Raw genomic sequence first — 13,557 nt, forward strand, 5'->3', positions numbered from 1 at the left:
CGGCCAGGCGGGGCCGTTGCAGCAGAGCCACTTTCCTGCAACCCGGCGCTCTCAGGACCCGTGGTCGCGCGCGGCCTCGCGCAGGCACCGGGCGAGCGCGGCGACCGTGGGGTGGGCGCGGCCGCCGGCCCGCGTGACCAGTGAGACCGTGCGGGTCAGGGCGGGGTCGACCACCGGCCGCAGTTGCACCTCGGCCGACAGCGCCTCGGTCGCCAGCCGGGGCAGCAGCGCCACCCCGAGCCCGGCTGCGACCAGCGCGACGATCACCGTGTAGTCGTCGCTGACGTAGTCGATGTCGGGCGCGAATCCCGCCAGCCCGCAGGCCCGGTCCAGCACCGCGCGCAGTGCCGTGTCGCTGTGCGGGGCGATCCAGGCGTCGTCGCGCAGGATCGTGAGAGGTACCTGCTCCGGTGCATCACGGCCGCGGGGGAGGGCGGCGAGCAGCGGCTCGGTGAACAGCGGCCCGACGTCGACGCCGGGGTCGGCCACGCGGGGGAGCAGCGCGTACTCGTAGACGAGCGCGAGGTCGATCCGACCGGACCGGACCGCCGCCACCGCCTCGTCGGTCTCCAGTTCGGAGAGGATCACCCGCAGGTCCGGGTGCTCGGTGCGGCAGCGGGCGATCGCGGCCGGTACGAACGCGGCCGCCGCGGTGGGGAACGCCGCGAGCCGCGCGGTGCCGCGGACCGATCCGGCGAGGCCCGCGAGCGCCGCCTCGGCGGCCTCCAGCTCGGCCAGCACCCGTTCCGCGTGGTCGACGAGCACGCGGGCGGCCTCGGTGAGCGCCACCCGGCGGCCCTCGCGCACCAGCAACGGCATGCGCACCTCGCGCTCGAGCAGCGCGAGCTGCTGCGACACACCCGAGGGCGTGTACCCGCACGCCTGCGCGGTGGCGGCGATCGTGCCCCGGTTCGCGAGCTCCCTGAGCAGCCGCAGCCGACGTGGCTCCAACATGAAGTGATGCTACCGATCACCAGCAGAAACCGTCACTTGTCCTGAAGACGGGCGGGCCGCACCCTTCGCTCGTGACGATCACCGCCGTGCAGGGCGCACCGCCCCCGCACCCCCACGAGGACTCCGAGCGGCACTCCCGGATCAAGGCCTTGCGCGCCGCGATGGCCACCCGCGGGCTCGTCGCCGTCGCGCTGACCAGTCCGGAGAACGTCTACTACCTGCTGGGCCTCGACCACCTCGGCTACTTCGCCTTCACGATGCTCGTGTTGCCGGCCGAGGGCGATCCGGTCCTCGTGACGCGCGAGATGGAGCGCACGACGGTGCTGGCTCAGGTGCCCGAGGTCCGGCACGTCACCTTCGCCGACGGCGAGGATCCCGCGTGCGCTGCGTCCCGCGCGCTCCGCCACGTCGCGCCGGATGGCGGGACGGTGGGCATCGAGGGCCGGGGGTCGTTCCTGCCTCCCGCGGTGCTCGACGGGCTCCGGGCCGTGCTGCCCGCGCTCGCCTGGGAGGACTGCACCGGCCTTCTCGCGTCGGCCCGCGCCGTGCAGTCGGCGACCGAGACGGGGTGTGCGCGCCGGGCGGCGGTCGTGTCCGACGCCGCGATGCAGGCGGGGATCGCGGCCGCGCGGCCGGGCGTGGCCGAGCGCGACGTGGCCGCGGCGACCTACCACGCGATGATCTCGGCCGGCGGCGAGGCGCCCGGCTTCGTCCCGCTGATCCGTCCCGTCGCGATGCTCGGACAGGAGCACGTCACCTGGGGCGATCGTCACCTGCACGCCGGCCACGGGCTGTTCCTGGAACTGTCGGGCTGCGTGCGGCGCTACCACGCGCCGCTCAGCCGCACGGTCTACCCGGGGTACGCGCCTCCGGAGGCCGTGGAGGCCGCCGAGTCCGCGCTCGCCGGTCTCGCCGCCGCCCGCACGGCGCTGCGGCCGGGCGCCCGCACGGGCGAGGTCTTCGCCGCCTGGCAGCGCGCGGTGGGTGGCATGCCGCGCCGGCACCACTGCGGCTACCTCGTCGGCATCGGTTACCCGCCGAGCTGGGTGGGCGGCCCGGAGGTGCTCGGCATCCGGCCCGGCGGGGACGTCGAGGTGGTCGCCGGGATGGTCTTCCACCTCATGTCGTGGGTCGAGCGCCCGGTCGGGCACGTCGTCTCCGACACGGCGCTCGTGACGGAGGACGGGTGCGAGCTGCTCACCACCGTCTCCCGCGAGCTCACGGTGGTGGCCTGATGCGCATCACCGGCATGCGCACCACTCCGGTCGCCGTCCCGTTCCGCACCGACGAGATCTGGGCGTTCGGCCGGCGCCGCGGCCAGGTCAGCGTCCTGCTCGAGCTGGAGACCGACGAGGGCGTCGTGGGGCTCGGCGAAGCGGCGACCTACCCGTCGGCCGACATCGTGCTCGCCGTGTTCGCGAGCCTGGAGCCGCTGGTGATCGGCGCCGACCCGCTGCGCATCGAGCAGCTCGTGCGGCGCATCGACGTGGTCGGCACGTGGCACCACGTCGGAGCGAGCAGCCCGGCGATCGCCGCCGTCGAGATGGCCTGCTGGGACATCGCGGGCAAGGTCTGCGGCCAGCCGCTGGTGAACCTCTTCGGCGGGCGCTTCCGCGACGGCGTCGAGTTCTTCTGGTACGTGGCCCGAGCCGAGCCCGACGAGGTCGCCGAGGAGGGCCGCCGGGCGACGAAGGCCGGGTTCTCCACCTGCTACCTGAAGGTCGGCGCCGACGACCCGCGCCGTGACGTCGAGCGCGTCGCCGCTCTGCGGGACGGTGCCGGGCCGGGCGCGCGGATCAGGGTGGACGCCAACGAGGCATGGTCGCCGGGCTCCGCGGTGCGGGTGATCCGGGAGCTGGCCCGCTACGACCTGGAGCTCGTCGAACAGCCGGTCTCCGGACGCAACCTCGACGAGATGGCCTACGTCCGGCGGCGCATCGACGTGCCGCTGCTGGCGAACGAGGCCTCCTGGACCCGGCACGCGCAGCTCGCCGTGATCCGGGCAGGCGCGGCCGACGTGATCTCGGTGGACAACCAGATGGACGGTGGGCTCGCCAACCTGCGCCGGTCCGCGGGCATGTGCGAGGCGGCCGGGCTGCCGGTCGTGAAGCACAGCCTCGGCGAGCTGGGCGTCGCCCTCGCCGCCGCCGTCCACGCGCTCGCGGCCACGCCGAACGCCCGCCCCGCCCACCAGGCGTACGGAGCCCTGCTCACCGACGACGTCGTCGCCGGGTTCGGCGGGCCCGCGGCGAACTACTCCGACGGGTGTCTCACCGTGCCGACCGGGCCGGGGCTCGGCGTCGAGCTGGACCGCGACCGGGTGGAGCGCTACGCCGAGCTGTACCGGCGCGAGGGCGCAGGCTTCGGGTTCCACGACCGCGAGCGGGTGCACGCGGCGGCGGCGCTGCCCAAGTTCTGACCGCACCCGGCGCCCGGCCCGCGCACACGGAGACCACGGCTTCCAGTCGATTCCGAATTCGATGCCGCCGGGTCGAGCTGGTTCTGCATGATCAGGTCGGTGCCGGGTGCCACGCAACCGGCGGTGGTCGCGACCCGTCACCTCAGTCCTTCCCCGGCGAGTCACGGCGAGATCACCGCCGGACCGGGCCGCGGCCAGCACGGGGAGGCTGTTGCCTGATCGGCGCGCGGAGCCTTCAGCGATCAAGGCGAGATGGTGGCTAGTTGATCTTCGGGAGCGACCATTTGCCCTTGATCGCCACTGTCGGACCCGGCTGACCCTATTTTCGGTTGCCTTTGGCCGTCAGAGCACTAGCTCGAGCGGAGCGCGGCAGGCAGGACCCGTGCCGCCTCCGTCAGGCTCGGGCCGTACCAGGTCAGCAGCCGGCCGCTGACCAGTGCCGCGGGTACGCCGGGGAACGCCTCCGGCCCGTCGTCGGCGGTGAACAGGTACGGCTCGTCGGGCAGCACCACGAGGTCGTGCGGTGGCAGGTGACCGGGGTGGATGCGCGGGTAGCGCTCGTCGGCGTCGGCGAGCACGTTGTCGATGCCGAGGCGCTGCAGCACCGACCCGGTGAAGGTGTCGCGCCCGACCGCCATCCACGGCCTGCGCCAGATCGGCACGACCGCCCGGCGGCGCACGGCGGGCTCGGGCAGCGCATTCCAGGCGGCCTCGGCCTCGTCCAGCCACGCCGGCCGCTCGAGCCCGCACGCGGCGAGCATCCGGGTCAGGGACGCGAACGCGCCGTCCAGCGTGCGGATGTCGGTGACCCAGACGGCGATGCCGGCCGCGCGGAGCGCGTCGAGGTCGCTCGCGCGGTTCTCCTCCTGGTTCGCCACGACGAGGTCGGGCGCGAGCGCGAGGATCGCGTCGACGTCGGGGTTCTTGGTGCCGCGCACGCGCTGGACGTCCAGGTCGGGCGGGTGCGTGCACCAGTCGGTGGCGCCCACGAGCAGCCCCGGAGCGGTGGCCGCGACCGCCTCCGTGAGCGACGGCACGATCGACACGACCCGCCCGACCTCCCCGAGAACGGGGACGGGCGTGCCGAGATCGTCGATCACCTCGGGTCACCCGCCAGCACGGACATGATCAGCTCGTCGTGCCACTCGCCGTCCCAGTGGAGGGTGTCGCGCAGGCGGCCCTCCAGCACGAAGCCGCACTTCTCGTAGACCCGACGGGCGCGCGGGTTGAAGTCGAAGACACCCAGGCTCAGCCGGTGCAGCCCCACGCTCAGCGCGTAGTCCACGACGAGGCGGGTGATCTCGGTGCCGTAGCCGCGGTTCATGTGCGGGCTGCCCAGCAGGATGCGGTAGTTGGCCGAGGCGTTGTCGACGTCCAGCAGGTTGATCACGGCCTCGCCGAGGAACGCGTTGTCGGCGATGCGGACGGCCGCCCAGTCCGCCCGGTCGTGGTGGTCCTGCCGGCTGGCGAGCCACATCTCGACCTCGACGGGATGGACCTCGTCGTGGCTGCCGGTGAGCCGTCGCACCTCCGGGTCCCGGAGGGTGGCGAGGTAGTCGTCCCGCACGGCAGGGGTCAGCGGCTCGAGCCGGACGCGCTCACCGGTGAGCGTCGGCTGGTCACGGAACACATCGGCGCCGATCACGGCACCCAGCATGCCCCAGGCGCTCGGCTCAGGGTGTGTCCGGTGGGGCGAGCAGGGCCGGGCCGGACCGGCGCAGGAAGTCGCGGAACACGCGCACGGCCGGGCCCGCAGGGCGATCGGCCACCCAGACGAGCCCGACGGTGCGGGTGGTGCGCGGCGCGGTGACGGTCAGCTCGACCACGCCCGGCGTGACGTGCGTCGAGGGGGCGAGCAGCGCCACCCCGAGCCCGGCGCCGACCAGGCCGCGCAGCGTCTCACCGTCCTCGCCCTCGAACGCCATCCGCGGTGCGAACCCCGCCTCCCGGCACCAGGATTCCGTGAGGCTGCGCAGGCCGAACCCCGGCCGGTAGCCGACGAACTGGGCGCCGGCCGCTGCGGACAGCGGCAGGCCGTCCCGGTGGACCGCGAGCGGGTGGTCGGCGGGCACGACGAGCCGCAGCTCCTGCTCGTACATCGGAGCGCTGACCAGCGCGGGGTCGGCGGGCAGCGGGGAGGTCACGCACACGTCCACCTCGCCGGCCCGCAGCCGTTCCAGGATCGCGTCGTTGCCACCCTGGGCGAGGTCGAACCGCACGTCGGGGTGGGTCCGGCGGAATTCGCGCAGCAGCCGCGGCACCGCTTCGGCGCCGAACGTGTGGAGGAAGCCGAGCGCGACGCGGCCGCGCACGGCGTCGGCGTCCGTGACGATCTCGCGGGCCGCCGCGTCGAGCTCGGCGATCGCGCGCTCGGTGTGCCGCAGCAGCGTGCGGCCCGCGCGGGTGAGCCGCACGGCGCGGCCGGCCCGGACGAACAGGGCGACGCCGAGGTCGTGTTCGAGGCGGGCGATCCCGCGGCTCAGCGTGGGCTGCGGTACCGCGATCGCGTCGGCGGCCCGGGTCATGTGTTCGGTGCGGGCGACGGCGGTGAACTGCCGAAGCCGGGGAGCGAGGGCGGCCAGCAGCTCGGACTCATCCACTTCTTCATCGTAGGGCGAGCAGAGATGCATTGGACGCATCGATGGGCTCGCTCCTACCGTGGTGAGCGATGACAACGACCCAGCCTGCTCCCGCCGTCGCCCGCGGTCACGAGCGGGGCACACCTGCCTACCGGCGGCTCGGCGCCGCCATGTGGTGTGCGGGCCTGGCGACGTTCGTGCTGGTCTACTGCGTGCAGGCGCTCCTGCCGACGCTCGCGACCGAGTTCGCCGTGTCGTCGTCGGTGGCGAGCCTCGCGCTGTCGGCGACCACCGGGACGCTCGCGCTCGCGATCGTCCCGCTCTCCGCGGTGGCCGAGTCGTGGGGCCGCGCGCGCGTGATGACGGTCGCCCTCGCGGCGTCCGCCGTGCTGGGTGTGCTCGCCCCGCTCGCGCCCACGTTCGGCGCGCTCGTCGCGGTCCGGGCGCTGCAGGGCGTCGCGCTCGCTGCCCTGCCCGCCCTGGCCATGGCGCACGTGACGCGGGAGGTGGCCCCGCGCTGGCTCGGCGGCGCCGTCGGGCTGCTCATCGCGGGCAACACGATCGGTGGCCTGTCCGGACGCCTCGTGGCAAGCGCTGTCGCCGACGTGGCGGGCTGGCGCGTGGCACTGGCCGTCATCGGAGGGCTGTCGCTGCTGTGCACGGTGGCGTTCCGGGTGCTGCTGCCGCCCGCGCTCGCCGCGGCGCCGCCGCGCGTGCGCCTGCGCGAGCTCGGTGGCCCACTGCGCGCGCAGCTGGCCGACCCCGGCCTGCGCTGCCTCTTCGCCATCGCGTTCCTGCTCATGGGCGCGTTCGTGACCGTCTACAACTACCTGGGCTTCCGGCTGCTCGCGCCGCCGTTCGCGCTGCCGGCCGCGCTCGTCGGGCTGGTCTTCCTCGGCTACCTCGCCGGAACATGGGCCTCCACCGGGGCCGGCCGCCTCGGTGACCGCTGGGGCAGGCGCCGGGTGCTCTGGGCCGCGGTGCTCGTGGCCGTCGCCGGGGCCTGGGTGACGCTGCCCGACCTGCTGCCCGCGGTGCTGGCCGGGCTCCTGGTCGTGACCGTCGGATTCTTCGCCGCCCACTCGGTGGCCAGCAGCTGGGTGGGCCGGCGCGCGTCGATGCTGCCCGCGGGCTCGCCGGCCGTGGCGTCCTCGCTCTACCTCTTCGCCTACTACCTCGGCAGCAGCGTCGGCGGCGCGACCGGCGGCGTCGCCTACGACCACGGCGGCTGGCCCGCGGTGGTGGCGTACGTGACGGCGCTGCTGGGGATGGCGCTGGCCCTGTCGCTCGCGCTGCGCCGGATCGGCACGCGGAGCCTCCGCGAAAACCTGTTGGCGGACCACGGCGGCCACGACTAGTTTTCCGGGGGCCGTGCGAGAGAACGAGGAGGTGGTACCCGTGAACGCAGTATCGACATGGGTGCTCCCCTCCGGGGTCACGGTCGGGCGATAGGTCGTCCGGGAGCGCCGTTCACGAGCGCTCCCGAAAGGCACGGCCATGCGATTCACGTCCGAACAGCGCCTCGACGACGGTGTCCTCGAACGCGGGTTCACCCTCGGCGAGATCCCGGGCATCCTGTGGACGCCCGGGTCCGCATCCGCACCGGCCCCGTTGATCCTGCTGGGCCACCCCGGCGGACTGCACAAGATGTACCCCCGACTGGCGGCCCGGGCCCGGATCTCCGCGGCGGAGGGCTACGCCGCGGCCACCATCGAGCTCCCCTGGAGCGGTGACCGGCCTCGTTCCGCCGCCGCCGAGGAGGCCCGCGCCGACCTGCGCCGTGCGCTGGAGGCCGGCGAGCCGGTTGACGACGAGATCGTCGACCGGCTCGTCCTCCCGCTGGTCGACAAGGCGGTCCCGGAATGGCGGGCCGCCCTGGACGCCCTGCTTTCGCTGCCCGGGATCGGCGGCCCGGTCGGGTACGCGGGCGGGGTGATCGCGATCGGCATCCGGCTGGCGGTGGTCGAGCCGCGCATCTCGGCCGCCCTCCTGTTCGCCGGGAGTTTCGTGCCCCGCACCCTGTTCGAGGAGGCCCGGCAGGTCACCATTCCGCTGCAGGTCCTGCTGCAGTGGGACGACGAGGGAAACGACCGGCAGATGGCCCTGGACCTGTTCGACGCCTTCGGCACCGAGGAGAAGACGCTGCACGCCAACATGGGCGGGCACACCGGCGTCCCGCAGTTCGAGGGGGAGGACGGGAACCGGTTCTTCGCCCGGCACCTGAAGTGAGGCCGGGTCGTCAGGCCGGCAGCAGACCGTAGGCGGTGTCGGCGACCGCGCGTGCGCCGCGGGCCTTGATCGGCCCGCGGCGCGTCTACCTGCGGTTGTACGGTGTCGCCCGTGTGTCCGCCTGCACCTGGCTGTGCCGACGGGGCGTCGGCCTACCCGCGGGACACCACCTCGTCGCGGGCGAGCGCGACGCGCGGGGCGAGGGCGCCGCAGGCGGCCGTGATCAGCGCGATGACCACCAGCAGGAGCGCGGCCGACCAGGACCGCCCGTCGCTGACGGTCAGCAGCGCGGTGGCGAGCAGGGGGACGAACCCGCTCACGATCCCCGCGACGTTGGCCGAGAGCGCCACGCCGCTGTAGCGCAGGTGCGCCGGGAAGAGGTCGGTGAGCAGCGCCCCGGACACCGCGTACGGGATCGAGAGGCACGCGACGGCGAGCGTCACCCCGATGATCACGAGCGCTGCGTTGGTGGTGTCGATCATCCAGAACGTGGGGAACGCGATCAGCGCCGACACCACCCCGCCGATCAGCGTGATGCGTCCCGGCCCGAAGCGCTCCGCCATCCGCCCGCCGATGATGAGCACGACGATCTCGACGGCGGCCGCGACGAGCGTGGCGGTGAGCAGCAGCGAGCGGCTCATGCCGAGGTTCGCGGTGCCGTAGCTGATCACGAACGTCGTGATGAGGTAGAAGCCGCCGATGCCGAGGAACGCCGTGCCCGCACCGACCAGCAGCTGCGGGAACGCCTTGCGGAACACCTCGGTGACCGGGGAGCTCGCGAGCTCGTCCTCCTTCAGCAGCTGCTCGAAGAGCGGCGACTCCTCGACGCGCCTGCGGATCCACAGCGCGATGTAGAGCAGCGGGAACGCGGCGAGGAACGGCAGCCGCCAGCCCCACGCGTCGAAGCTCTCCGGCGGCAGCAGCGAGACCAGCAGGAACGCGCCGGACGACAGCAGCGTGCCGATCGGGGAGCCGATCTGCGGCATCGCGGCGTAGCGGCCGCGGTGCTCCTTCGGGGCGTGTTCGACGGCGAGCGTGACCGCGCCGCCCCACTCCCCGCCGACCGCGACCCCCTGCAGCAGCCGCAGCAAGGTGAGCAGCACCGGTGCGGCGACGCCGATGGAGAAGTAGGTGGGCAGGAGCCCGATCGCGCCTGTGACGAACCCGATCAGGGCGACGGTGATGATCAGGCACTTGCGGCGGCCGATGCGGTCGCCGAGGTGGCCGAACAGCACGGCGCCGAGCGGGCGCGCGAGGAAGCCGACCGCGAACGACGCGAACGCGCCCGCGGTGGCGACGACGACGTCGTCGCTCGCGAAGTAGAGCCGGTTGAACACCAGCGACGCGGCCGTGCCGAACAGGAAGAAGTCGTACCACTCCAGCGCGGTGCCCACGAACGCGCCGAACGCGACCTTGCGCGCCTCGGCTTCGGTGACGGTGACCGCCATGTCATACCTCCTGGTCCAAGCCGAGCTTCTCGGCACCGTGGGTGCAGCGCCCTCCGACGAACGTCGCGACGACGCCGACGTCAGCGATCCGCTCCGGGTCGACGGCGGTGACGTCGTCGGTGAGCAGCACGAAGTCGGCGAGCTTTCCGGGCGTGAGGCTGCCGCGCTCGCGCTCCTCGCCGGCGATCCAGGCGGCGTCGAGCGTGTAGGCGCGCAGCGCGGTGGCGGCGTCGACGCGCTCGTCCGGGCCGATGACGGCCCCGGTCGCCGACCGTCGCTGCACCATCGACTGCATGCCCAGGAGCGGCGCACCGGCCGCGACCGGCCGGTCGGAGCTGCCCGGCACCCGCAGCCCGGCGCGCAGGAAGCTCGCGTGCCGGTACAGACCGGCGGCCCGGTCCGGGCCGATGGCGGCGGCCATCGTGTCACCGATCTCGTACAGGAACCGCGCCTGCGGCACCGGGGTGACGCCCAGCTCCGCCATGCGCGCGATCTGGTCGGGGGTGGTGACGGCGGCGTGCTCGATGCGCGGGCGGGCGTCGGGGCGCGGGTGCCTGCGCTGCATCTCGGCGATCGCGTCGAGGGCGAGGTCGATCGCGCGGTCGCCGATCGCATGGGCCGCGATGCGCCAGCCGGTGGCATGAGCGCCCAGGATCCGCGATCGCAGCAGCTCCGGGTCGTCCTGGAGGTACCCGTGGCTGTGCCGGTCGCAGAAGGGGTCGCGCATGGCGGCGGTGCGGGCCACGAGCGATCCGTCGGTGAAGATCTTCATCGGGCCGATGCGCAGCCGGTCGTCGCCGAATCCGGTGCGGATGGCCAGGTCCAGCCCGATCCCCTCGGGGTCGGTCGCGTGCCCTTCCAGGGGGTGCAGGGCGTCGGCCACCGGCATGAGCTGCACCCGCACGGTGAGCGTGCCGGCCTCGCGCGCCTGCTGGTAGGCCGCCAGCTCGCGCGGGGAGCGCCCGACCCAGCCGCCGCCGATGCCGCACTCTGTGACGTGGGTGAGGCCCTCCGCCGCGTACACCGCGGACGCGTTGCCGATCGCGCGGGCGAGGTCGTCGGTGGGGTAGGGGACGAGCAGGGCGCTCGCGAGGTTCTGCGCCTGCTCCTCGAGGGTGCCGGTCGGGCCGTCGTCGTCACGGACGACGACGCCGCCCTCGGGGACCACTGCGGAGCCGTCGAGCACGCCGATGCGTTCGAGCACGGGGCTGTTCACCGTGGTCACGTGCCCGGAGCGGTGCTTGAGGACCACCGGGCGGCCCCCGGCTGCCCGGTCCAGCTCGCGGCGGTGGGGATGCCCGCCGATCGCGGTGTCGTCGTATCCGGCGCCGATCACGAACGCGTCGGGTGCGAGGGTCGCCGCCCGCTCCGCCACGCGGCCGTAGAGGGTGGCGAGGTCGGTGAGGCCGGAGAGGTCGACCTCGTCGAGCGACGACCCGAACCACGCCATGTGGTTGTGCGCGTCGCCGAACCCGGGCACGAGGGCGGCGCCCTGCGCGTCGATCTCGACCTCGCCGCGCAGGCCGTCGGCATCGAGGGCGAGCACGCGGCCGTGGTGCACGGCGAGCGTGTGCGCGCGGGGCGCCGCGTCGTCCACCGTGACGATCACGGCGTTGCGCACGAGCAGGTCAGCGATCAATTCGAGCCCATACCCCTCTATCCCAGGTGGTGCAGCCGCGTCAGCGGCAGCGTCGCGGACCGGTGCAGCGGGATCTCCCGGCCGTCGACGCGCACCGGGATCGGCTCCGGCGCCACCTCGACGGTCGGGGTGGCGGTGTTGTGCAGCATGTCCGCGCAGGTCAGGCCGCGGCTGTCGGCGATGGGGGAGTACGTCCGTCCCGCCGGCAGCGCATCGGTGTCGGCGTGCCGCGACACGAACACGTGCGCCAGTCGTGCGGGCGCGGCGCCGTGCCCGCCGTAGAAGGCGCGCATCCGCCGCGGCTGGGTGAGCCGGGTGGAGCCGGATCCCGATCCGGCCGCGCCCCAGGCCACGAACCCCGACTTGATGACGAGTTCGGGCTGGGCGCCGAACCACGCCGGGTTCCACAGCACGATGTCGGCGAGCCGGCCCGGCCGCAGCGAGCCGACGTGCCCCGCGATGCCGTGCGCGACGGCCGCGTTGTGGGTGAGCTTGGCCAGGTAGCGCAGCACGCGCGCGTTGTTGGCGACCTCCGGGCCGGTCTCCCCGGCCAGGCCCGCCTGCACGGACGCGAGCTGCCAGGTGCGCCGCGCGGACTCGGCGATGCGGCCCATGCCCAGCGCGTCGGAGTTGACGATGCTGATCGCGCCCTGGTCGTGCAGCCAGTTCTCGGCCGAGATCGCGTGCTCGCGGATGCGGCTCGCGGCGATCGCGGCGTCGCTGGGGACGTGGGCGTGGCCGCGGTGCACGGTGAGCGTCATCGGACCGAGCTCGGCCACGGTGGACGGCGTGAGCGGCAGCGTCGGCGTCGTCGAGCTGGTCAGCACGTTGGGCCGGGAGACGATCGACAGCAGGTCGGGGTGCCCGCCGCCGCCCTCCACGTGGTAGGCGTGCACGGTGCGGCCGCCGACCGCGTCGAGGGTGTCGGCGAGGTAGCCGGACTCGTTGAGCGTGTCGGTGTGCAGGGCCACCGGCAGGTCGGCGGCCTCGGCCACCCCAAGGCAGGTGTCGATCACGTCCGGGGTGGCGCCCCAGTCCTCGTGCACCTTGAACCCGGCGCAGCCGGAGACGACAGCCTCCTCCAGCAGGCCCGCCGACGTGGAGGAGCCGCGGGCGAGGAACGCGGCGTTGATCGGGACGTCCGCCCATCCGGCGATGAGGGAGTGCAGGTTGTAGCGGGGGTTCGCGCCGACGTCCCAGACGCCGCCGATGCCCATCCCGACGATCGTCGTGACGCCCGCGGAGAGCGCGGCCTCGGCGAGGTCGGCGTTGGAGAGGTGCACGTGCGAGTCGACGATCCCCGGCGTCGCGAGCAGGCCCTCGCCGGTGATCATGGCGGTGTGGGCGTCGACCTCGAGCGCCACGCCGTCGAGGACGTCCGGGTTGCCCGCGCGGCCGACGCCGACGACGCGGCCGTCCTTGATCCCGATGTTGGTCTTGCGGATCCCGAGCACCGGGTCGAGCAGGACCACGCCGAGTACGATCATGTCGAGCGCGCTGGCGCGGTCGGCCGAGCTGGAGACGAGCGCCCCGTGCCGGGCGGTCTTACCGCACCCGCCGAGCAGCTCCTCGCCCGGTTCGGTGTCGTCGGCCTCGACCTCGACCCAGAGCTCGGTGTCGGCGAGCCGGATGCGGTCACCGGTGGTGGGGCCGTAGCGGCGGGCGTAGTCGGCCCGGTCCAGCGCGGTCACGCCGTACCCCCGATCCGGACGACGGCGACCTCGCGCTCGGCCCCCGCGTCCACGCGGATCGCCGTACCCGCCGGGACGTCGAGCCGGTAGTGGCCCTCGGGCGCGGTGACGCGCAGCGCCGGGTTGAGGTGGTCCAGCGGTACGTGCGAGGAGACCCAGATCGGCAGGTGGCCGGTGTTGCGCAGCACCGCGGTGGCCCGCTCGCGGCCGGGCGCCAGCGCGACCTCCCCGGCGGTCACGCGCACCGCGCCGGGGCCGTCGGTGGGCGGCGGCCCGAACGGCGCGTCGACGTGCACGAGCACCGAGCCGTGCGGGAACAGCGCTTCCACCTGCAGCGCGGGCACCGCGGCCGGCACGCCGTCGACGAGCTGCTCGGGCTTCACCATCTCGCGCGCCCGTGCGACGACCTCCTCGTAGGGCAGGCCGTCCCAGGCGAGCTCGCAGATCTCGTCGCACACCAGCGCAACGGCCTCGGGCGCTCCGAGAACGGCGCCGCGGGCGAGGCGGCGGCGGGCCAGGTCGGCGCCCGCGGCGAGGAGCAGCCGCTCGTGTTCGCGAGGGGTCAGGTGCATCGGCCCTCCGGGATCGGCATCCGGCA

The 13,557-nt window shown here is 74.1% G+C and carries 12 protein-coding genes; 4 read left to right on the forward strand and 8 right to left on the reverse strand.

The features are described 5' to 3' along the window. Positions 1 to 51 precede the first annotated feature (51 nt). Positions 52 to 954, reverse strand: a complete 903-nt coding sequence (locus FHX44_RS27830; RefSeq protein WP_147258497.1) for a LysR family transcriptional regulator — start codon at positions 952 to 954, stop codon at positions 52 to 54. Positions 955 to 1,025: 71 nt separating this feature from the next. On the opposite strand from FHX44_RS27830, the gene FHX44_RS27835 reads away from it, so the two are divergent. After that, on the forward strand, positions 1,026 to 2,189 hold the full coding sequence (locus tag FHX44_RS27835) for a M24 family metallopeptidase (RefSeq protein ID WP_147258498.1): 1,164 nt from the start codon (positions 1,026 to 1,028) through the stop codon (positions 2,187 to 2,189). Next, positions 2,189 to 3,373: a mandelate racemase/muconate lactonizing enzyme family protein gene (locus FHX44_RS27840; RefSeq protein WP_147258499.1), complete on the forward strand. Its 1,185-nt coding sequence runs from the start codon at positions 2,189 to 2,191 to the stop codon at positions 3,371 to 3,373. The genes FHX44_RS27835 and FHX44_RS27840 overlap by 1 nt, the downstream gene beginning before the upstream one ends. A 350-nt stretch (positions 3,374 to 3,723) precedes the next feature. On the opposite strand, the gene FHX44_RS27845 is transcribed toward FHX44_RS27840, so the two are convergent. Genes FHX44_RS27845 through FHX44_RS27855 form a run of 3 tightly spaced genes read right to left on the reverse strand, consistent with a single transcriptional unit; the run spans position 3,724 to position 5,973 of the window. Continuing rightward, positions 3,724 to 4,473: a helical backbone metal receptor gene (locus FHX44_RS27845; protein WP_212612677.1), complete on the reverse strand. Its 750-nt coding sequence runs from the start codon at positions 4,471 to 4,473 to the stop codon at positions 3,724 to 3,726. Continuing rightward, on the reverse strand, positions 4,470 to 5,018 hold the full coding sequence (locus tag FHX44_RS27850) for a GNAT family N-acetyltransferase (protein WP_147258500.1): 549 nt from the start codon (positions 5,016 to 5,018) through the stop codon (positions 4,470 to 4,472). Before FHX44_RS27850 ends, FHX44_RS27845 begins: the two co-directional genes overlap by 4 nt. A 28-nt stretch (positions 5,019 to 5,046) precedes the next feature. Beyond that, positions 5,047 to 5,973, reverse strand: a complete 927-nt coding sequence (locus tag FHX44_RS27855; protein WP_246170625.1) for a LysR substrate-binding domain-containing protein — start codon at positions 5,971 to 5,973, stop codon at positions 5,047 to 5,049. A gap of 68 nt (positions 5,974 to 6,041) precedes the next feature. Here FHX44_RS27855 and FHX44_RS27860 point away from each other — a divergent pair, with 68 nt between their 5' ends. Further along, a complete protein-coding gene (locus FHX44_RS27860; RefSeq protein ID WP_246170626.1) occupies positions 6,042 to 7,310 on the forward strand; it encodes an MFS transporter in 1,269 nt (422 codons plus the stop codon). Between the two features lie 139 nt (positions 7,311 to 7,449). Next, on the forward strand, positions 7,450 to 8,181 hold the full coding sequence (locus tag FHX44_RS27865) for an alpha/beta hydrolase (protein WP_147258502.1): 732 nt from the start codon (positions 7,450 to 7,452) through the stop codon (positions 8,179 to 8,181). A gap of 152 nt (positions 8,182 to 8,333) precedes the next feature. On the opposite strand, the gene FHX44_RS27870 is transcribed toward FHX44_RS27865, so the two are convergent. From FHX44_RS27870 to FHX44_RS27885, 4 genes are read right to left on the reverse strand one after another with little or no spacing between them, the layout of a single operon-like run. Beyond that, on the reverse strand, positions 8,334 to 9,629 hold the full coding sequence (locus FHX44_RS27870; protein WP_147258503.1) for an MFS transporter: 1,296 nt from the start codon (positions 9,627 to 9,629) through the stop codon (positions 8,334 to 8,336). A gap of 1 nt (position 9,630) precedes the next feature. Next, on the reverse strand, positions 9,631 to 11,268 hold the full coding sequence (locus tag FHX44_RS27875; RefSeq protein ID WP_425469158.1) for an amidohydrolase: 1,638 nt from the start codon (positions 11,266 to 11,268) through the stop codon (positions 9,631 to 9,633). Between the two features lie 17 nt (positions 11,269 to 11,285). Next, complete coding sequence (locus FHX44_RS27880) at positions 11,286 to 12,959, reverse strand: urease subunit alpha (RefSeq protein WP_147258504.1); 1,674 nt, start codon at positions 12,957 to 12,959, stop codon at positions 11,286 to 11,288. Continuing rightward, a complete protein-coding gene (locus FHX44_RS27885; protein ID WP_147258505.1) occupies positions 12,956 to 13,531 on the reverse strand; it encodes an urease subunit gamma in 576 nt (191 codons plus the stop codon). Before FHX44_RS27885 ends, FHX44_RS27880 begins: the two co-directional genes overlap by 4 nt. Between the last annotated feature and the right edge of the window lie 26 nt (positions 13,532 to 13,557).

This window comes from Pseudonocardia hierapolitana (genome assembly GCF_007994075.1).
Lineage (GTDB): Bacteria > Actinomycetota > Actinomycetes > Mycobacteriales > Pseudonocardiaceae > Pseudonocardia > Pseudonocardia hierapolitana.